Below are 20,399 nucleotides of genomic sequence, written 5' to 3'. Positions count from 1 at the left end.
CCGGATTGCCGTAGCAGGCCAGCGCATCGGCGCGGCATTCGTCGGTGAAATAGAGGATCATGTTCATCGGGCGGCCATCGGCACGGCGTGGCGGCGCGCCCATCGGCAGGCCATCGGAACCGCGCGCCGAGCCGGCCAAGGCCATGCCAGCCAGCGCACCTGCCCCGGCGATAAAATCCCTGCGCCGCAAAGTCGCCTGATCCATCATTCCCCCGTCTTGTTTTCGGCCAGTTTTGCGGTTTCGTCGGAGGCTTTCCTTGCGGCAATTTTTCCGGATGTGCGGAAAACTTGCTCATGGAACGCTCAGGCCGACGCACCCTTCCGGCTGTTCTGCGCACAGAAACCTCAATTGGGACAGCGCTGTCAAGTGGACGCGACAGCACAATGACCGCTTCACAGACCACATATGATGCATCAATTCATCTTTTTCAGCGATTTAATTTCCAGAAATTTTTACTTCCATTATCTAAAATTGCCAACTGAGCCCATCGCCGTACTTCACTGCCGTGGCAGCGGCGCGAATCGAGACAGCGTTGACAATACTTATTTTACGGCGTTTAATCCTGCAACGACTCCTTCGATGCAGACCGAACGCAATGCTTCCGCCCCGTGAGCAGGCAAAAGCTACATTTCCACCCGCAAAACCGGGACAAGACAAAACTGTATCGCCCGACAAAATCTCGCAACCGATCCTTACCTCTTTGATCGGTACGGATCGCGCCCGGTCATCATATGCTGACCGGGCGCGCTTTTTCCTCCCTCAGCCTGCCTCCTCGCGGCGCAGCTTCATCAGGCGCCGTCTGACGCGGACGGCAGCAGCATCGATGTTCAGCACCACCGGCTTGAGATCCCAGAAGGCCGCGCCCTCAGCCGAGGCCCCCAAGGCGTGCTGAATGGCTTCCAGCATCGGCAGATCCTCCATTTCGAACACCTGCCGCGTCATGGCTTCAGCTTCTTCACCCGGCTGACGGGTGTAGAAGTAATGCGTGGTTTCAGCGGTTTCGGGCGTCAGAATATGCGGGTTCACGAAAGCGGGCACCGGCGCTTCCTCACGCGGGCGCCCTGCCAGCGTAAAGCCAACCTCCAGCAACATCGACGCCGGCGCGTGCCAGCGCATGTCCAGCCATTCGTCCATCCGCGCATCCGCTGCCACACCATACAGCCACGCTGGGCGCGGCGTGTCATAAAAGGCCCAGCGGGACCAGATCGCCCCGGTTTCATCCTCGTCCCCGCTGTATTGCCCGGCCAGAAACTTGCCGTTCATCCGGAAGCTGTCCTCATGGATAAATTCGGTGTGCGACAGATCAATCAGATTGTCGGTGATGATCTCGTAATGGGCGGGGAACAGCGTGCGGCCATGCACCATGGGCTGCTCCACCTCGATGGCGGAAAAATCGGGGATCAGGGCGGGATCGGCCTTGTCCGCATCGCCCGCCCAGAACCACACCCCGCGATGGCGCGCGACGACCGGTGGCGCATCAACCCGGGCATGGGGCGGGATCAGATCTGAAAAGGGATTGCGCGTGCAGAGGCCCGCAGCATCATACTCCAGCCCATGGTAAGGGCAGGCGATGGTGTCGCCCTTGCGCCGCCCCTGCGAGAGCGGCGCAAAGCGGTGAGGACACAGATTGCCAAGCATGGCGTAACTGCCATCGGCCTTGCGAAAGATCACCCAGGGCTTGTCGAGCAGGCGGCGTGCGAGCAAGCTGTCACCCTCGATCTCCTCCTCCCAGGCGGCCATGTACCAGACGTTGCGGATGTAAGTCACTCCATGCTCCATCGTCACGAACGTGATGGCGGCAGGAAGGATGAAGCAAAGCTGCAACCCCATGCACCGCGCAATCACGGACACTGTGGGGCCTGCAGCATGACGCAGCGAAACAAGCGGCGTCTTCCCAAGGCGACCTGCGGGCCGCCTACCAGGCATGCCATTTTTTCTAGATGGCACCGGTATGGCTGTCAATCAGCCTTGGCTTGACCGCGCACCGCCGCTCGCATCTCCACATCATGAAATCACTCTCCAATTTATGGCATTGGCAGAGCCGCTCAACCAGAATAATAGAGCGATAATTCTAATATTGGCATGGGGAGTGCGGTGATGCGTCATGGTCGCAAAAAATGGATGCTCCAGAGCGTTGCCGCGCTGGGTTTAGGGATGGCCAACCTCGCCCAGGCGCAGGGCGACTCCAGCAGCAGCTGGGAGAAAGGCTTTGCCAACCCTCCCGCCAAGGCCCGCCCTCATGTCTGGTGGCACTGGATGAACGGCAATGTCGATGCCGATGGCGCCCGCCGCGATCTCGACTGGATGGCCGCGAGCGGCATCGCCGAGGCCCATATCTTCGAAGGCGGCATGGGCACGCCGACGATCATCCCCCAGCGCCGCACCTATATGTCGCCGCAATGGCAGGAGGTCTTGCGGGCCAGCGTGGATCAGGCCGGGAAACGCGACATGACGCTGGGCATCGCCACCTCGCCGGGGTGGAGCGCAACGGGTGGCCCATGGGTCAAGCCCGAGGATGCCATGAAGAAGCTGGTGTGGAGCGAAACGCTGGTCGATGGCGGAAGCCCGCTGCAGCTCTCCCTCCCCCAGCCTCCCTCCGTGGCCGGGCCGTTTCAGGATGTGCCCTTCGCCATGGTCTCGACCGGCCCCACGCAGGCCCCGAGCCTCTATGGCGCCGTGCGCGTGCTGGCCATGCCGGTCACCGCCGCGCCTTTGCCCCAGCCGCGGATCACGGTGTCCGGCGGGGATGCTCCCGCTGCGGCCACGCTCACCAATGGCCGCTTCGCCGACAGTTTCGATCTGCCCTCCACCGCCGATGGCGCATGGATCGCCTATCAGTATGACAGTCCGCAAACCGTGCGGGCGGCGCTGGCCGGCGTGCCCGCGCGCAGCGGCTTCGGCACCCCCAACCCCGCTGGCCACGCTGGAGGCCAGCGATGACGGCAAGGCATGGCGCCAGATCGCCAGCTTCGGCAGCAATGCGCCGTCATCGCTGTCGTCCCCCGCCAAGACCGCCAGCTTCACGCCGGTGACCGCGCGCTGGTTCCGCCTGCGGCTCAGGCATGATCCCGCGCCGGGCTTCATCGATCATTTCACCTTCGCCCCCGGCGCGCTGCGCCCACCCTTCAACACGCAGCAGCCCACCAGCTTCGCCGTTTCGGAATTCACTCTTTCCGCGGAGGCCCATGTCAACCGCGCCATCGAGCAGGCCGGCTTCGCCACGCTGTCGGACTACACCGCAGCCACCACGCCCGCCACATCCGGCCCCGCGCCGACGGCGGTGATCGACATCACTCGCTTCGTGACCGCCGACGGAACCTTGAACTGGACGCCGCCGGCGGGGCGCTGGCGCATCCTGCGCATGGGCTGGTCGCTGACCGGGCATCACAACGATCCGGCCCCCGAGGAGGCCACCGGGCTGGAGGTTGACAAGCTGTCGGCCACGCGGGTTGCGGCCTATCTCGACCATTATCTGGGCCTCTATGCCGCCACGCTTGGCAAGGATGCCTTCGGCCCGAAAGGCCTGAGCACCCTGCTCAGCGACAGCATCGAGGCGGGCGCGCAAAACTGGACCGAGACCCTGCCCGCCGAATTCGCGCGCCGCCGCGGTTACGATCCCACGCCATGGCTGCCAACCCTTGCCGGTTATGTGGTGGGCGATGCGCGCGCCAGCGATGGCTTTCTCCACGACTGGCGCCAGACGATCGCGGACCTCTACGCCGATGCCTATTACGGCACGATCGCCAAGGCCGCGCATGCGCGCGGCATGACGCTTTCGGCAGAAGCGCTGGAAGACCATCGCCCGCAACTGGGCGATGACATGACGATGCGCGCCCGCGCCGATGTGCCAATGGGCGCGATGTGGACCATCCCGCCCGGCGCCGAGGCGCAGCCGACCTATCGCGCCGATCTGAAGGGCGCGGCCTCCGTCGCCAATGTCTATGGCCTCTCTGCGGTGGCGGCAGAATCCATGTCCGCCTTCGGACATCCATGGGGGTTCGCGCCTGTGGACCTGAAGCGCACGGTCGATGCCGAATTCGCGCTGGGGGTGAACCGCATCCACATCCACGAAAGCGCGCATCAGCCGCTGGCGGATGTGGCGCCCGGCCTGGCGCTGGCCACCTTTCTGGGCCAGTATTTCAATCGCAACGAGACATGGGCGCCGATGGCGGATGGCTGGATCAGCTATCTTGCCCGCTCCAGCTATCTGCTGCAGCAAGGACGCCATGGCGCGGACATCGCCTATTTCTATGGGGAAGAGGCCCCGCTCACCAGCCTGTATGGCGACAAGGCGCCGGTGGGGATTCCGACCGGCCATGACTATGATTTTCTCAACCCGGAGGGGCTGCTGACGCGCGTGTCGGTGCGCGATGGGCGGCTGGTGACACCGGAGGGGCAAAGCTGGCGCATCCTGTATCTGGGCGGGGACAGCGGACGAATGACCATGCCCGTGCTGCGCAAGATCCGCGATCTGCTCAAGGCAGGGGCGACGGTGATCGGCCCCCGACCCAACGGCTCCCCCAGCCTTGCCGACGATCCCGCGGAGGTTTCCGCAACAATTGCCGCCATCTGGGGCGACGGCAAGGCGTCTGCCATCTCGCCCCATCTGCATGAAGGGCGAGAGATCGCGCCCGCCTTGCAGGCTGAAGCCGTAACGCCTGAATGGTTGTGGCAGGGCTCCGGGCAGCTTGCCGTGCTTCACCGCATTGCCGGCGATGGCGAGATATGGTTCGTGAGCAACCCCTCTTCAGGTGCGGCCAAGGGCTCGATCAGCTTGCGCGGCACGGGGCTCGATCCTGAACTATGGCATGCGGAAACGGGCCGCGCCGAAGTGGCCGACTTCACCATGGCGAAGGGCCGCACCGATGTTCCGCTGGATCTGGCGGCAGGTGACGCCGTGTTTGTCGTGATGCGCCGCCGCACCACGCAGACGCACCGCCACAGTGCGCCGCGCATGGAGCGCCCCGTAATGGTTTTGGCCGATGACTGGCGCGTGACCTACCAGTCCGGCCGGGGCGCTCCGGCAGGCGAGCGACCCACGATGCTGACGGACTGGTCGCAGTCGCCCGAGGCAGGCATTCGCTATTTTTCGGGAATCGGCGCCTATCGCCGCACCGTGAATATGCCCAAAGGCTGGGCACCGCGGGGCCGGTTGTCTCTGGACCTTGGGCAGGTGCGTGACGTGGCGGATGTCACCGTCAACGGCCATCGTGCGGGCGTGGCGTGGAAAGCGCCCTACCGCGTGGATGTGACGGGCCTGCTTCATCCCGGCAGCAACACGGTCAGCGTGCGGGTGGCCAATCTGTGGGTCAATCGCCTGATCGGGGATGCGCAGCCGGGCGCGCAAGCCATCGCCCATGTGACCGGCCCGACCTATGCGGCCGATGCCCCGCTGAGGCCATCGGGCCTGTTGGGGCCGGTTCGCCTGATCGCAACCGGGCCGTGAGCTTTCGCGCAGGCTCGGCCCACGGGCCTTCAGGTCATGCGTGAGCTCATCAGGAAGCGCTCACGGCTTTCGGCGGCCTTGCGCTGAAGCTCGATCAGTTCCTGCTGCTCATTGGCGTCCAGCATCGCTTCGAGCAGGCGCCCGAAATGCTGGCGCATCGCCAGACGCGCACCCTTGGCGTCATGCTCCTCCAGCGCCTTGACGATGGCGCCATGCTCATCCTGACGCGTCATGCCATCGTGATGGCAGATCGATGCATGGGCTTCCCGCACTTCGGACAGTTCGGTGCGCATCCGCCACAAGGTGTTGACCACATGGATGATCGCGCGATTGCCCGAGGCCGCCGCGATGGTCATATGGAACTCGCGATCGCTGGCGGTAGCCTGCTCGGCATCGGCATCGTCATGCGACATATCGTTCAGCAGGGCGTTCAGCTTCGCCAGATCGCTGTCCGAGATGATCGGGGCGGCCAGCGCCGCCGCTTCGGATTCGAAGAGAGCACGCGCCTCGGTCAGTTCGAAAGCGGACACGGCGGGCAGATCATCGACAGTTTCGACAGCCCTGTCGGTGATATAGATGCCCGATCCGGTCTTGATCCGCACCATGCCGCGCGCCTGAAGCGCAATCGCCGCTTCTCGCACGGTCACGCGGCTGACGCCCAGCTTTTCGGCCAGTTCGCGCTCACCGGGCAGGCGGCTGCCCGGCGGGAATGCGCCTTCCGCGATCATGGCGGCGATCTTGTCCGCGATATCCTGAAACAGCCGACGACCGGCCATGTTACCCTCTCTGGCTATGCGCTGCGATCATGCCTCATATCGCGGAAAATTGGAATGGACAACTGGTCAGAACAGTTGGCCAGCCCAAGGCGGACACCTTCAAAAATGCAGCCGATAGCCCGCGAAGAATTGCGGCCCGAAATATTGATACTCCCGCGTGCTGCCATAGATCGGCATGTAATCGACCTTGGGCGTGTTGGTGATGTTGAGGATCTGAAAGCGGAAATCGGCCTGCTTGGCGATCTGATAGGCGAAGGACAGATCGAGCGTGCCATTGCCGCGCACATAGCGCAATTGCTGCCCACTGCCCACGAAGTCCTGATAATAGCTGGAGCGATAGCGGTAAATCGCTTGAAATGTTGCTTTGCCCAGCTGATAATAAAGCTGGCCGGAGAAGACATGCTTCGAATAGCCGCTCAGCCCGGCGGGCGGGATCATGCCCGGCGTGGTGGCACCGGTCACGGCATCGGTCACATCGCCAAGGCTGATATCGTAATTCCTGAAATTGGAGTCGGCATAATTGTAGCTCGTCTTGAAACCCAGCCCGTCGAGCGGCTTCGGCAGCCATGAGAAGCGATGTGCCGCTGTCAGTTCGATGCCATAGACCCTGCTCTTGGCGCTGCTGTTTTGCGTCTGCACCACCGGAACGGAGACATTCTGGGCGCCAATCTGGAATGGCTCGTTGATCACCACCGGAATGTAACCGCCGCTGAACTGCTTGTAATAGAGCGTGGCCGCCAGCAGCGAATCCCGGTTGGGATAGAATTCCGCCGCCAGATCGCCATTCCATGACATGATCGGCTTCAAACGCGGACTGCCATTGGCGACGATCTGGCTGATGGCATCCTGCACATTGGCGAAGCTCGACCCATCCTGAAGCGTGATCTCCCGCCCCGCCGACAGGGCGCTGGGCGAAGGACGCGACATCGAGCGATAGCCCGCCACGCGCAGCATCACCTTGGGCGTCACTTCGAAATTGGCGTTGAAGCTGGGCAGGAAGCGCAGGCTGCTGCTGTCGATGGTCACCGTGTCGAAATTGCCGTTTTCCTGCAGGCGGATGGTGCCGTCGCCATTGTTGATGACGTCCAGCCCGCTGCGCAAACCGATGGAGCGCACGCCCGTGCGCACCACGCGCAGGCCGAAATTGCCGCGCACCGGCGTCTTGCCCAGCTTCGAGGCATATTGCGCCATGACATAGCCCGCCCACACGGTCTCGGTCACATCGGCATTGGCGATGGAGCGCAGATCGCCGCTGCGCCCCGGGTCTTCCGTGCCAAGATAGTTGCGGAATTGGCAGAGCGTGTTGAAGGTTGCCCAGCTGGTGATCGGATTGCCCGGCGCATCGGAGAGGAAACCGGTCTGCGGGAAGGGCTGACGGCAAGCCGTGTTAACGCTGGCATCGACGGTGCGATCATCCTGCGTGATGGTCACCAGATCGTCAAAGCTGGAATAATGGCGGCGGGAATAGCGACCACCCACATCGATTTCGCTGAGAAAGCCGTCCATCTTGTAGCTCAGATCGAGGCGCGTGGCGAATATCCGGTCGGTCTTCTGAAGTTCTTCGCGCGTCAGCTGGGCATCATCGCTGAACAATGTTGGATCATTGAGGTTGAAGCGGGGGTCTACGGTGATCGTCGGCCCGAAACCATCGCCGCGCGCATCATAGGTGTAGGGCACGCGTTGATTGTTAATCGCCGTCTTGTTCCCATAAATATCCAGTGGATCGCTGCGCAATCGCGCCGAACGCGTCAGATCGTTGCGCACCGTGCGCGAATAGGACACATCAGCGGTGAGCTTCAGGCGGTCAGTGGCCCGAAAGGCGATGCTGCCCCCGCCACCAATGTAGCTTTCGCGCCGCTGGAACAGGGTGGAGAGGCTCTGCAAGGTGCTGTTGCCCTGCGCATAGAGCAATTTGCCATCCGGACCATATTGCACATTGTGCAGATTGTAGCGCGTTTCGGTCAGCCCCAGATCGTGGCGATCTTCCTGATATTTACGTTTGGAATATTCGACATCGATGTTCACATCGATGCGCGATGATGGCTGCCATTGCACCGCGCCGAAGACGGCATTGCGCTCTTCATGCGCCGTCATCTGGCGGAATGAGAGCGAATTGGGCGCCAGATAGAACGGCGTACCCGCTGCCCCCGCCGCGCGGCTGACGGCGGTGCAGTTGCCGCTGGTCACGATGGCGGGGTTGCAGGCGTTCCAGGTGCCACTGCCGATATAGACCTCATTGGGATCTGACACCGAACTGCGCTGCACCCCGAAAGACACGCCCAAACGCCCAAGATCGCCAACATCGAACTGGTCGATATAGCTGGCGGTGCCGCGCAATCCCCAGGCGCTTTCCCCCGTGACGCGATCATCATAGGGGTTGTAATTGGTTTTCAGCTCCGCCGTGATCTGGCGCTTCTTGTAATCGAGCGGACGACGCGTCTGCAGATCGATCGAGCCGGCCACGCCGCCTTCGATCAGATTGGCCTGCTGCGACTTGTAGATGGTGATGCCGTTGAACAATTCGGACGGAAACTGCCCGAAGTTGATGGCGCGGTCACCATTGCCGGTGGTCGCCTCACGCCCGTTGAACGTGGTCAGCGTCAACAGACTGCCCAGGCCACGCAGGGAGATTTCGGTCGGGCCGTAATTGCCCCGGTCCGCAGCCGCGCCGGTGATGGTGGCGATGGCCTCCCCGATGGACTGGCCGGGAAGATCGCCGATCTCCTTGGATGAGAGCGAGTCCACAATGGCGTTCTCATGCCGTTTGGTGGAAAAAGATGTCTGCAAGGTCTCGCGCAGGCCGGTGACGACGATGGCCGGCGCATCATCCGGTGACGCCGCCTGTTGCGGCCCGGCCTGATCCTGTGCCTGATCCTGTGCCTGACCCTGCGCGTAAGCCGGTACCACCGGCAGAATGATCGATGCCGCCCCCAGCATCAGCCGAAACCGCAGGCCTGGGCGATCGAATGCCTTCCTTATGTTCATGGCACCCCTCCAAATTTTGTTATTCCAGAAATCTGCTATTGGACTAGTCCAATGTCAAGGACTTTGGACTTTATTTTATTCATACCAATTTTTAGTCCAATTCCCCGATACGGCCACACAGCATGGATGCGCGAGCGCATTGAAGGCGCGCGCCGTCAACTCCAGCCGGACATACGGTCTGGATCAGGCTTTGACGATCAGCCGCCGAATCATCGTAGAAAAATCAGGTAAACCCGGGAATTTGGTCAAATCTCAGGGTGTCAGCATCGGGCGCAACGCGGGCACTTGCGCGGCCAACCTGTCGGCCACGATGCCGGAGATCGCCAGCGCCCCCTTGTCGCCCAGATGGGTGTAATCGAACTTGCGCAGGATCTGGCCACGCGGCCCGTTCGGCCTGGTGGGCAGGTCCGGCAAGCGAGCTTGCTCCATCGCGCGCGGAGGCAGCGTGGTGCCGGTTTTGGCGGCAGCCAGTTCGTTCGGCTCGGGCGGAACCATGGCCAGCGTGGTCGCCTCTTCCGGGCCGATCTGCTGGATATAGGCCGCGCTGTCACGGTTGAGATCAACCAGCGCGGTCTGCGTTTCCGCCGCCACTTTGCGGATCGCCGCCGCCCACGGCTCCAAAGTGTTGTCCAGCTGGCCCTTTACAAAATCGCGCCGGGCCAAAGGCGTCAGCAGCACGGGGATCGCCCCTGCCGCTTTGGCCTCCGCCACATAACGCTTCAGATTATCGGGAAATTCATCGGCCAGAACCGTCCAGCGGTCGGCGCTGCGCGACTGATCATTATGGCCGAACTGAATCAGCACATAAGTCGCGCCATAGCCCTTCACCCGGGCCTCATTCAACGCGATATCCCACGACCCTTCGGTGCGATAGCTGCGCGTTGAACGCCCGCCCCGCCCCAAATCCAGACAGGCCACGTTGGACTTGACGTGCTTCTGGCAGAAGGTGGTGCCCCAGCCGCTGCCCACCGCCATGGTGCTGTCCCCCACAAGGATGATCTTCACCGCCTTGATCGGCGGCAGATCCTTGCGCGGCAGATCGCCCTTCTGCCCGGGATCGAGCGTGCCGGGGATCTTGGCCAAAGCCATGGCAGGCAACGCCAGCAGCGCCGTGGCCGCCAGCAAGGTAAAAGGCATCCTCATGGATTCACTCCATTGTACAGGGTCAGGAGAAGAACAGGCCGCCGTTGATGTCGAGATTCACCCCCGCCAGAAACGAGGCCTCGCCCGAAGCCAGAAAGGCCACCGCAGCCGCCACTTCCTCGGGCCGCCCCTCGCGGCGCAGCGGGGTGTTGCCCGCCGTCGCGGCGCGGCCTTCCGGCTTGGAAAAAGTGTCGTGAAAGCTGGTGCCGATCAGGCCGGGGCTCAGCGCATTGACCCGGATGCCCTTGGGGCCCAGTTCCTTGGCCCAGCCGCGCGTCAAGGCCGCCAGCCCGCCCTTGGATGCGGCATAGACCGTCGATCCCGGCCCGCCGCCATCGCGCCCGGCCAGCGAGGCGATGTTGATGATCGCGGCGCCTTCGCCCAGATGCGGCAGGGCGGCCTTGGTGACGAGGAAGGCGGATTTGAGGTTGAGATCCATCACCTGATCGAAAAAGGCCTCATCCATTTCGGCCAGCGTCTTGCGGGCGACAAGGCCCCCGGCGCAATTGACCAGAATGTCGATCCTGCCGCCAAACGCCGCCGCTGCATCGACCAGCCCGGAGACCTCACCCGCCTGCGTCACATCGGCGCGGTGAAGCAGCGCGGCGCCGCCCTCGGCCTCGATCAGCCGCGCTGTTTCCTTGGCGGAGGCCTCATCGCCGCGATAGTTGATGACGACCTTAGCACCTTCTTTTGCCAGCCGTATTGAGATGGCGCGGCCGATATCACGCCCGCCGCCCGTGACGAGCGCGAGTTTGTTGCGGAATGTCATGTGACGTCACCTTTCAGTTGGTCATGGATGGAACGGGATCGGAGGGAGATGTCTGTCCGGGCGCGGCGACAGGCGCCTGCGTGCCGCCCAGCAGCCAGAGGCAAGCCACGCCAACCGGCACCAGCGCCCCGGCCAGAGCGAAGATCGGGCCGTAACCCTGCGGCGTCATCACCGGTACCAGCCAGGTGATCGCCAGCGTGCCCAGCACGGCGGCGGTGCCCCCGGCCCCGGCCAGCGAGCCCACGGCGCCGCCCGCGAAATAGTCGCTGGGCAGGGTCTGGATGTTGTTGATCGCCACCTGAAAACCGAAGAGCACCACGGCGATCAGCAGCACGGCGCTCAGCGGATCGGCGGCGCGCATCGTCAGCAGCAGGGCGGGCAGCATGATCGCGCCACCCAGCGCCACCGACAGCCGCCGGGCCGGAACAACCGCCTTGCCGCGCCGGATCAGCGCCCCGGAGAGCCAGCCGCCCGAAAGGCTGCCCAGCATCGCGCCGACATAGGGCACCCATGCGAAGAGGCCGATCTTCTGGACGTCGAAGTGGAAGGTGTCGGCCAGATAGATCGGCAGCCATGAGACGAACAGCCACCACACCGGATCGAGGAAGAAGCGCGAGAGCAGGATCGCCCAGCTCTGGCGATGCGACAGCAGCGCGCCGAGACCAGGGGCATAGCCCACCGCCGCGCGCTCGCCGCGCCCGCCCGCGATATGGGCGCGTTCCTCGGCGGTGAGCCAGGGATGCGCATCCGGATCGGCGCGATAGATGCAGAGCCATGGCAGCAGCCACAGAAAGCCGAGAACGCCCACCAGCGCGAAGGTGGCGCGCCAGCCCAGCGCACCATACAGCAGCGCCACCAGCGGGGCCGAAATGATCGCGCCGATGGCCGCCCCGGCGTTGAAGATGCCCTGCGCCAGAGCGCGCTCACGCGGGGGGAACCACAGGGCATTGGCCTTGACCGCGCCGGGCCAGTTGCCAGCCTCGCTGACGCCCAGCGTCAGCCGCAGCAGCGAAAGGACGCCCATCGAGCGGGCCACGGCATGCAATCCGATCGACAGCGACCAGAACAGGATCGACACCGCAAAACCCATGCGGGTGCCGATCACATCCAACACCCGTCCGAACAGCGACTGCCCCACCGCATAGGCCACCATGAACAGCGTCACCAGCAAGGCGTAATCCGTTTTGCTGGCGCCGATGTCCTTCGAGACGGCGGGCCACATCACGGCCAGCGCGTTGCGATCGATGTAATTCACCACCGTCGCCAGCCCGATCAGGGCGATGACCAGCCAGCGCAGCCCCTTCACTTGGCGCCCCCCTCGAAGCGGCCCCAATGGCCTTTCCAGTCGAAGTTTTTGCCATCCACCACAGCGTGATGGGGTTTGGACGGTTCGGCATCGTCGGCCACCGCCAGCGTGGTGGTATGGCCATTGGCCTGCGTGATCGTCACCAGATCGGCGTCGGCGCTGCGGCTATGGGCCAGAGCGCGGATGCGGCTGGTGCTGCCGCTGGTGGTTTCGGCGGAGGGATCGTAAGCCCCATGCGGCTCCAGCAGCGAGATGAAGGCGGTGTCCTTCACGCCCGAGACCCGCTCGATCAGGACGGGCTCGCGGCGCAGGTTGAATTTGGGATCATTGGCGCCGCTCTCGGCGAAGATCACCGAGGCGCCCGGCGGGGGCAGCATGCGATAGGTGTAAAAGCGCCCGCCGTTGAGCCAGGTGAAGGCGGCATTGTCCGCGCCCGGCGTGCCTGTGGCATCGACCCAAAGGTGCTGATAGCCTGCCTTCGCGCCCAGCACGGGCCTTTCGGCGACATTGGATTTCAAGGGAAATGTCGTATCGATAAACTGGCCGGCATAGTGCAGCGGCAGATCGTATTGGGCGGGCTTGTCGCCATGGACGGTGACGATATCCAGCACCACCGGCTGCTTCAGCCCATCGATGGTCAGTTGCGCCAGCGTGCGGCGGAAGGTGACGCCGGGCCATGCTTCGGCCATCTCCGCCGTGCCGATCCTTGTGGCCCCCGCATCGGCGAAGGCGATCTGACGCGGCGCCCTGGTCTGGCCAAGGCGCCAGTCGCCGCCAAAGTCGCTGGTCTGGTTCACCACCAGCGTGTTGTGAGCGATGGTCTGTTTGGCCCAACTCTCGTTTTCAGTCAGGTAGCGCCCGCCATCCTTGGCCTCGACATTGAGGAAGCGCGCCGCGCCGTAATCGGTGACGATGGGGTTGCCATTGTCATAGAGAATCCAGCTCAGCTTGTCGAAATGGCCGTGGCCCATGCCCTGCGCGGTGTTCTTGGCGACCAGCACCTGCGCATCGTCCTGACTGCCGGAGCGCAGGATGGCCATCGCGCCCTGATCGCCCTTCGGCCCGTCGCGCAGCAGCATGGAGGCGAAGGGGAAAGGCTTGTCCTTACCCGCCGCCACATCGCGCGCCACCTCCAGCCCCTCGGGCGAGAGGGTGGTGCGGCCCTGCCATCTGGCGATGGACAGATAGGCCGGGTCATGGCTCTGGGCGTAAGCGATGGCGACCGAGGCATAGAGTTCGTCGGTCTTTAGGCTCTTGTCGGCCAACGCATCGTTCAGGGGGAAAAAGAAGCCGTCATAGGTCTGCTGGATCGTGGCGCGTGTCGCCTTGAGCAGCACGCCGTCCCGCCGTTCGAAGATGCGCTGCGCCGGATCGTTCAGCGCGATGGCATGGGCGAAAACCATGAAGGGCTGGATCGCATAGCGCTGATAATAGGGCCCCTCGGTGTAATAGCCATCGGGTGAGAACAGTTCGTCGATCTGGCGCAGGAAGCCGGATTTCCCGCTTTGATCCAAACCTTTGAGCGCATTGTCCACCAAGGATCTGTCACGCAGGACATAGCCGGTCATCCCCACCCCCGCGCAGGCCCAGGTGGCGTGGTTGTGGATGATGCCGAAGGTCTTGCCCGCCATCAGGAAGGCGGCCATCGGACGGAACACCTTGTCGTCGATGGTCTTGCGGTCTTCGGGCGAAAGCGTATCGCGGATGGCGTCATAGCCCTGCGCGCCATAGACCAGCCACACGCTGTCATTCAGGCTCTGCCAGAACAGACGCCCCGCCGCCTCGCCGCGGCCGTCCGGATGCTGGCCCAGCGTGGGATAGAGTTTGGCATAGGCCAGCAGCATCTGGCGGGCGTAATCGGCATAGGCCTTGTTGCCGGTGATGCGATAGAGCAGGCCCGCGCCATAGAGCGTGGCATAGTTGCGCTTGTGCTGTTCATGGGCGGGCGCGCCACCGGCGCCCCTGGGGATCGGCACATCCACGCCCTCGCGCATCGCGGCATCAACCTGCTTGCGGATACGGGCCAGTTCCTTGTCGGACAGCGGAGATTTTTCGACGTTTTGCCCGATTTTGGAAAAGGCGGACGAGTCCAGCAGCACCGGGCCGGCATCGCCCCCGGCCTGAGCAGCGGTAGCCGGAGTGCCGGCGACCAAAGGCGATGCGGACGCAATCCCGCCAAGCAGCAGCGATGCCGAAAACAACCAGCGCATGGACATCCTCTCAACACGGCGGTGACCAAGGCGCCATGACGGCCTTGCCCCATCCTGATTTGGAAGGCCATATTGGAATGCATTGGAGTGCCATGCAAGCTATTTTTGGTATGGATTATATTTAGACCAATTTTACATACCATTTATGAAGTGCGGTCAGGACGAAAGCCCTGTGCGCACGCGGGCCGGCAAGCAGTGACTAGAGGGCAAGAACAGAACGAAATGCTTGCCAAAATCACCGCCGCCAAGATGAACACAGAAAATCAACCGAGCCACGCTCCGTTCAATCGACTCCCCCTAGGACCAACGACAGAACTTCAATGGAGTAAGGGACATGCGCAAGATTATCTCGGCAGCCCTGATGGCTGCAACGCTCTTCGGAACGCTGGGCATGGCTTCGAGCGCCAGCGCGCAGGATTGGGGCCACCGTGATCGCTGGGAAGCCCGTCACGAGGACGGTTGGCGTGGCGACGGCTGGCGTCGCGATGGCTGGCGCGGCGATTATGGCGACTGGCAGGCCCGCCGCGACTGGCATTGGCGCCACGAGCAGGAGCGCCGCTATTGGGACATGCGCCATGATGAGCGCTGCCGCTGGGATCGCTGCTGATAACCCTGCGGCCCCCATCCCCTGATGGATCACCGTGTTTTGATGGCGGTCCGAGACTCCCGCTGTCAAAAAGAGGGGTCGGCGCCGGCAGTCGCCGGCCCCTCACCCCTGCAGGCTCTTACGCTGCAGGCTTATATCCGCTTTTCAGCGCATCCATCTGCGCGTCGGAGGGGTAGATAAAGGTCACCAGACCCGACAGCAGCAGGATCACCGCAGGCAGCACCGCAAAGCCGATCAGGATCGCATGCAGCGCCGCCGGGTTCTGCTGCGCCGCGCCCGCCGTATAGCCGCCCAGCGCCAACAGCCCCGCCGACAGCGCGCCACCCACGCCCGCCGCCACCTTATAGGCTGCCGAGGCGATGGAATAGCCAAGCCCCATCGCGCTGACGCCCGCCTTCGAAACGCCGGGGTCCAGCGTGTCCGACAGCATGGCATAGGTCAAAGGATCGCGGATGCCGATCATCAGACCGATGATCGCGATCAGCACCAGCGTCAGATTGGCGCTGGCCGGCAGCACCGCCAGCAGCACGAAGCAGAAGGCCTGCCCCACATTGGTGAGCCGCACGCTGCCCCGCTTGCCCAGCCTTTTGGTCAAAGGCGCGGCCAGCCAGCAGCCGAGAAAGCTGGCGCCGGTCAGCGCGGCGATCAGCGTGCCGCTGAACTCCGCGCCCAGCTTCAGCAGATAGATCGAGGCAAAGGTCAGGCTGCCCAGCGAGAGCGTGTTGGCGCTGCTGTTGCAGAATTTGATCAGCGTCAGCATCATCCACGGACGGTTGGCCAGCAGCGTGCGCCAGGGCGCGCTGGCATGCACGCTCTGCGCCGAGGCGACGCGCAATTTCTCGCGGCAGATCGACCATGTCACCACAAAGCAGCCCGCGGCCACCAGACCGACCACGCCCATAAACAGCATGAAGCCCTTGCCCTGATCGCCGCCGCCAAAGAAAGCCACGCCGCGCAGCGTGATCCAGCCGATAAAGGCCGCGCCGATGTTGGCCCCGATCATCCGGGCGGAGGTCAGGGTCAGGCGCTCTGACTTGTCGTTGGTCATCAGATTGACCAGCATGCCATAGGCGGTGTTGACGAAGCTGTAGGCCACGGTCAGCGCCAGAAAGGTGAAGATCGCCCAGCCGATCTTGACCGCCAGGCTATGCCCCACCGGCACAAAGGCCAGCATGGTGGTGATGGCCAGAGGCAGCGCTCCCCAGATCAGGAAGGGCCGCGCCTGCTCCGATCCATGGCGGCGGTCCACCAGCGCGCCCACGGCGGGATCGATCACCGCGCTCAGCACGCGGCACACCAGCAGGATGGTGGCGACATCGCCTGCCGGGATTCCGTAAATGTCGGTATAGTAGAAAACGATGTAGGTGAGCGTGGTCGTCCAGATCAGGTTGGACGCGAAATCGCCCATGCCATAGCCGAAAACCTCGGAAAAGCTCGTCTTGACCCTGCTGTCCTGCACCTGCGACCCCATGCTGAGAAGGCCGCCCTTTGCCATAGCTGCCCGGCCCTGCCCAATCAGCATTTCCTCTGGGTTGCTTCGGAAAAGGCGAGCCGTGCCGCTTTGGGGCAGTCTCGCAACGGTCACAGACGCAGGCCAAAGGGCATGCGCCCCGCCCGGAAAATGCGGCTGCCACCTTGCGCCTGCCGCCCCCTTGCGGCATCGGCGCGGCTGCGCCTCGTTTTTGCCTCAGGAATGCTGAAGCAAAACCTTCACGGAAAATAATTTGCCGAGACGGGAACTGCGCGCAGACCGTCAGGCAACCGGTGCAGACCGGCTCATGACAAGCCTTCACGCAGCTGGAGGCAAAACAATCGGAATGGGGACATCCTAATCATGACGGGACGCGACGTGAATTTGAAGGCCAAGCTGATCCTCGCCATCAGCGGCGGTGCCATGATGGCCGTTCTGGCCGGTGCCAATGTGGCCTATGCCGCCGACACCCAGCTACAGGCCGATGCGGGCAATGCGCCGGGCGACATTGTCGTCACCGCGCAGAAGACCTCCAGCGTTGCGGCCAAGACGCCTGTCGCCATGAACATCCTGAGCGGCGAACAGGCCCGCTCGGCAGGGGTCCATGACCTTAGCAGCCTGGCCACCACCATTCCCGCCGTGACCTTCACCACTTCGGCCGAAGCCAGCGCACTGATCGGCATTCGCGGCGTGCTCAGCCAGAGCGACAGCGAAATCGGCGACCCCGCCGTGGCGGTGGGCGTGGACAATTTCTTCGCCAACCGCACCTACACGCTCAACCAGTCGCTTTACGATCTGGCGCGCATCGAGGTGCTGCGCGGGCCGCAGGGCACGCTGTATGGCCGCAATGCCATCGGCGGCGTCATCAACTTCATCACCCAGAAGCCCACCAAGGATTTCGAGGGCTATGCCTCGGTGACGGCGGGCACCTATTCCACGGTGAACTCCGAAGGCGCGATCAACGTGCCGATCGGCGACAAGGTGCAGGTGCGTGCCTCCTGGGGCACCAGCTCGCATGGCGCTTACTGTGGCAACACGCAGCAGATCGGCGGCAATGATCGCAACAGCTCGGCCTCGGGCCGTGTGGCCGTGGCCTTCCAGCCCACCGACCGTTTCGATGGCCTGATCTCGCTGCAATATACCCAGACCGATGGCACCAGCGGCACCTTCCAGGAAATTCCTTTCGTCAACAATGCGACGAACACCGATATCGTTCACCAGATGCCTGCCGGCGCCTATGCCCGCAGCTGGGGCACGATGGTGCCCTTCTATCTGGGCGTGAACGATTTCCGCGTGCATTGGGATTTCAACTATCAGCTCAGCGATCTTCTCAAGCTGAACTACAATGGCGGCTATGATGCCGTACATTACAACTATCAGCAGTCGAACGACGATCTCATCAACAATGTGGCCCGCAAGTTCCTGCAGCACGAAGTTCCGCTGACCCAGAGCCACGAAATCCGTCTGTCGTCCGATGAGACGAAGCGCTTCTCCTTCCAGACCGGTTTCTATTACTTCAACGAAAGCTCGTCGCTCGATTCGGGCACGCAGGCGCTGTACAATGGTCAGTTCGTGCGCCGGTCGCACTACGTCGATCCTTCGGTGAAGACCGAGTCCGAGGCGCTCTTCGCTCAGGGCAACTTCAAGATCCTTGAGAATCTGAAGCTCTCGGCGGGCCTGCGCCAGACCTGGGATGCGCGTTCACGCGTGGGCACCGCCTCCTACTTCACCAATGGCGTGCAGAGCTCCACCGCGACACAGAACGGCAACGTCAAGACCGACCGCCTGACCTATCACGTGGGTCTGGACTGGAACGCCACGCCGACCACCTTCGTCTATGGCAAGCTGGACACCGGCTATAAGGCGGGTGGCTTCAACACCTCGGGCATTCTAACCTTCCCCTATGGTCCGGAAACCTCAACCGTGTGGGAAGGCGGCGTGAAGCAGCAGCTCTTCAGCCACAAGGGCCTGCTGTCGGTCACCGGTTTCCATAACAATTACAAGGGCTATCAGGCCGATCTGGGCCTCTGCACCCTGTGCAACAACACCATCGCGGGCATCGTCAACGCCGGTACGGCCGAGATCTGGGGCATCGAGAGCAGCTTCGACCTGAAGGTCAAGCCGATCGGCCTGGTGAACCTGTCGGTCAACTACCTCTCGGCCAAATTCACCAAGTTCGACGGCACCTACACCAACCAGCAGACCGATGGCACGGGCACCACCGTGCCGGTCAATCTGGCGGGCAACACCTTGCCGCAGGCGCCGCGCTGGACGATTTCGGGCGGGTTGCAGCATGATTTCCCGCTGGGTGAACTGGGCAACCTGCGTGCCGATATCAAGGGCAGCTACCGCACCAAGCAGAACTTCTCGATCTACAACTTCGCCGAGAACGAGCAAAAGGGCTATTTCCTGGGCGACGCCTATGTGGAATACAAGCCCAACAATGGCCGCTATTCGGTGCAGGCCTATGTCCACAACTTCACCAACAAGCAGTATCTGGTCTTCTCGACCGACAACAGCGGCAATGGCGCCTACCTTTACGGCTATGGCGACCCGCGCGTGATCGGTGTGAAGGTGACCGGCTACTTCAAGTAAGGCTTTCCTTGCCGGAACGGTTGGTGGGGGAGCCCTTTCACCAACCCCGGATCTTCCTGGCGGCGCATCCCTTCGAGGATGCGCCGCTTTTTTGTGCGGGATGCGCAGCGCAGCAGTGCCGACGGCGACAAGCCTGTTCAGCATCGGGTACAGACACAACATTCCCGCTTTTATCTTTATCTTAAGATCGATTGGAGAATTAGGCATGGGGTATTTAAGGGCATTGTAGCGATGGGTAAGAATTTGACGGCCAGCCTGGTGCTGTGCGTGCTGCTTTCGCAAGGTCTCGCCTTGGCTCTGGCGCTGGTCATGATGCTGGTCTTTCACATCAATCCGCTGGGCCATGTCATCAATCTGATCGTGTCGCCGGGTGCGCTGATCCTTGGATTGATCGGCGGTTCGGGCGCGATCCTGGGCTGCAACATGTCGCGCATGCCCGCCCATGGCAAGGTCATGCTGCTGACCGGCGCGCTGGGCCTGCTGCTGGTGCCGCTCTATTATTACGGGCTCTATCTCTATGCGCTGATGCGCTTCGGCGCCATTCTGCCCTCGCTGAGCTATGGCGATTTCCTCGCACTGGCCTTCCGCCATTCCCATCTGAACATGCTGGGTCACCCGTCTGGCGGCCCTATGGGCGGCGCGGGCTATGGCTTTCTGATCGAACACATCGTCTGGGCCACCATCGGCAGTCTGGTCGCGCCGCTGGCCGTCGACAAACTGCCCTATTGCAAGCCGTGCCGCCGCTTTCACCAGAAGGGCGCCAAGCGCTATCTGCGCTTTTCCGATGAGCACGTTCTGCTGGCGATGATGGAGCAGGCCTCGCGCGATCCGGCGGAGCGGGCCGTGTATCTGATGGCGATCCGCGATGAATCCGCTTCTCGCGTCAGCAAAGGCACGGTGCGGCTCAAGGCCCTGCAATCATACTGCCAGCATTGCGGCGAACATGCTCTGGCCGAAACGGTGCAGGTGTTCAACGGCAAGTCATTTCGTACCGTCACCACCTTGCTCAGCACATGGCAACCGCCGCGCCAACGGCCCGCTCCGCTGGCCAAGCCACCGGTCGCCGCGCCTGCCTATGTCGGGTTCG

Annotated in this window: 14 protein-coding genes; 5 read left to right on the top strand and 9 right to left on the bottom strand. The window is 63.0% G+C overall.

Annotated features, from left to right (window positions below):
* Both SR3_RS27605 and SR3_RS27600 read right to left on the bottom strand, forming a co-directional pair.
* On the bottom strand, positions 1-208 hold a 208-nt coding region (locus SR3_RS27605), incomplete at its 3' end, for a twin-arginine translocation signal domain-containing protein (protein WP_157099161.1).
* 552 nt (positions 209-760) lie between these two features.
* Positions 761-1,768 (bottom strand): aromatic ring-hydroxylating dioxygenase subunit alpha, encoded by a 1,008-nt coding sequence (locus SR3_RS27600; protein WP_245654130.1) that lies wholly within the window; start codon positions 1,766-1,768, stop codon positions 761-763.
* A gap of 387 nt (positions 1,769-2,155) precedes the next feature.
* Here SR3_RS27600 and SR3_RS27595 point away from each other — a divergent pair, with 387 nt between their 5' ends.
* Positions 2,156-2,941 carry a glycosyl hydrolase gene (locus SR3_RS27595; protein ID WP_169805724.1) on the top strand — a complete coding sequence of 262 codons (786 nt, stop codon included), beginning with the start codon at positions 2,156-2,158 and terminating at the stop codon, positions 2,939-2,941.
* A complete protein-coding gene (locus tag SR3_RS27590) occupies positions 2,841-5,447 on the top strand; it encodes a glycosyl hydrolase (RefSeq protein ID WP_068093694.1) in 2,607 nt (868 codons plus the stop codon). The genes SR3_RS27595 and SR3_RS27590 overlap by 101 nt, the downstream gene beginning before the upstream one ends.
* Before the next feature lie 29 nt (positions 5,448-5,476).
* Here the strand turns inward: SR3_RS27590 and SR3_RS27585 are convergent, their stop codons facing one another.
* The 6 genes from SR3_RS27585 to SR3_RS27560 all read right to left on the bottom strand — a co-directional run bounded on the left by SR3_RS27585 (position 5,477) and on the right by SR3_RS27560 (position 14,639).
* Positions 5,477-6,223: a FadR/GntR family transcriptional regulator gene (locus SR3_RS27585; protein WP_068093691.1), complete on the bottom strand. Its 747-nt coding sequence runs from the start codon at positions 6,221-6,223 to the stop codon at positions 5,477-5,479.
* A gap of 99 nt (positions 6,224-6,322) precedes the next feature.
* A complete protein-coding gene (locus SR3_RS27580) occupies positions 6,323-9,208 on the bottom strand; it encodes a TonB-dependent receptor (protein ID WP_068093688.1) in 2,886 nt (961 codons plus the stop codon).
* 252 nt (positions 9,209-9,460) lie between these two features.
* On the bottom strand, positions 9,461-10,351 hold the full coding sequence (locus tag SR3_RS27575; protein WP_245654129.1) for a rhamnogalacturonan acetylesterase: 891 nt from the start codon (positions 10,349-10,351) through the stop codon (positions 9,461-9,463).
* Positions 10,352-10,373: 22 nt separating this feature from the next.
* Positions 10,374-11,123, bottom strand: a complete 750-nt coding sequence (locus SR3_RS27570; RefSeq protein WP_068093684.1) for an SDR family NAD(P)-dependent oxidoreductase — start codon at positions 11,121-11,123, stop codon at positions 10,374-10,376.
* A gap of 13 nt (positions 11,124-11,136) precedes the next feature.
* Positions 11,137-12,429, bottom strand: a complete 1,293-nt coding sequence (locus tag SR3_RS31715; RefSeq protein WP_157099160.1) for an MFS transporter — start codon at positions 12,427-12,429, stop codon at positions 11,137-11,139.
* The gene (locus SR3_RS27560; protein ID WP_157099159.1) at positions 12,426-14,639 is read right to left on the bottom strand and encodes an alginate lyase family protein; all 2,214 of its coding nucleotides are present in this window, start codon (positions 14,637-14,639) and stop codon (positions 12,426-12,428) included. The genes SR3_RS31715 and SR3_RS27560 overlap by 4 nt, the downstream gene beginning before the upstream one ends.
* A 334-nt stretch (positions 14,640-14,973) precedes the next feature.
* Between SR3_RS27560 and SR3_RS27555 the strand changes: the two genes are divergently transcribed.
* Positions 14,974-15,246: a hypothetical protein gene (locus tag SR3_RS27555; RefSeq protein WP_068093677.1), complete on the top strand. Its 273-nt coding sequence runs from the start codon at positions 14,974-14,976 to the stop codon at positions 15,244-15,246.
* 118 nt (positions 15,247-15,364) lie between these two features.
* On the opposite strand, the gene SR3_RS27550 is transcribed toward SR3_RS27555, so the two are convergent.
* Positions 15,365-16,741, bottom strand: coding sequence for an MFS transporter (locus SR3_RS27550; protein WP_068093674.1), 1,377 nt, complete (start codon positions 16,739-16,741; stop codon positions 15,365-15,367).
* A 339-nt stretch (positions 16,742-17,080) separates the two neighbouring features.
* Between SR3_RS27550 and SR3_RS27545 the strand changes: the two genes are divergently transcribed.
* Positions 17,081-19,312, top strand: coding sequence for a TonB-dependent receptor (locus tag SR3_RS27545; protein ID WP_068093671.1), 2,232 nt, complete (start codon positions 17,081-17,083; stop codon positions 19,310-19,312).
* Positions 19,313-19,543: 231 nt separating this feature from the next.
* Positions 19,544-20,399, top strand: an 856-nt coding sequence (locus SR3_RS27540; protein ID WP_157099158.1) for a hypothetical protein, incomplete at its 3' end; no start/stop codon positions are given.

Origin of the sequence: Novosphingobium rosa NBRC 15208, assembly GCF_001598555.1 — a bacterium.
In the GTDB taxonomy this organism is placed as follows: domain Bacteria; phylum Pseudomonadota; class Alphaproteobacteria; order Sphingomonadales; family Sphingomonadaceae; genus Novosphingobium; species Novosphingobium rosa.
This window is presented reverse-complemented; position numbering and strand designations above follow the sequence as displayed.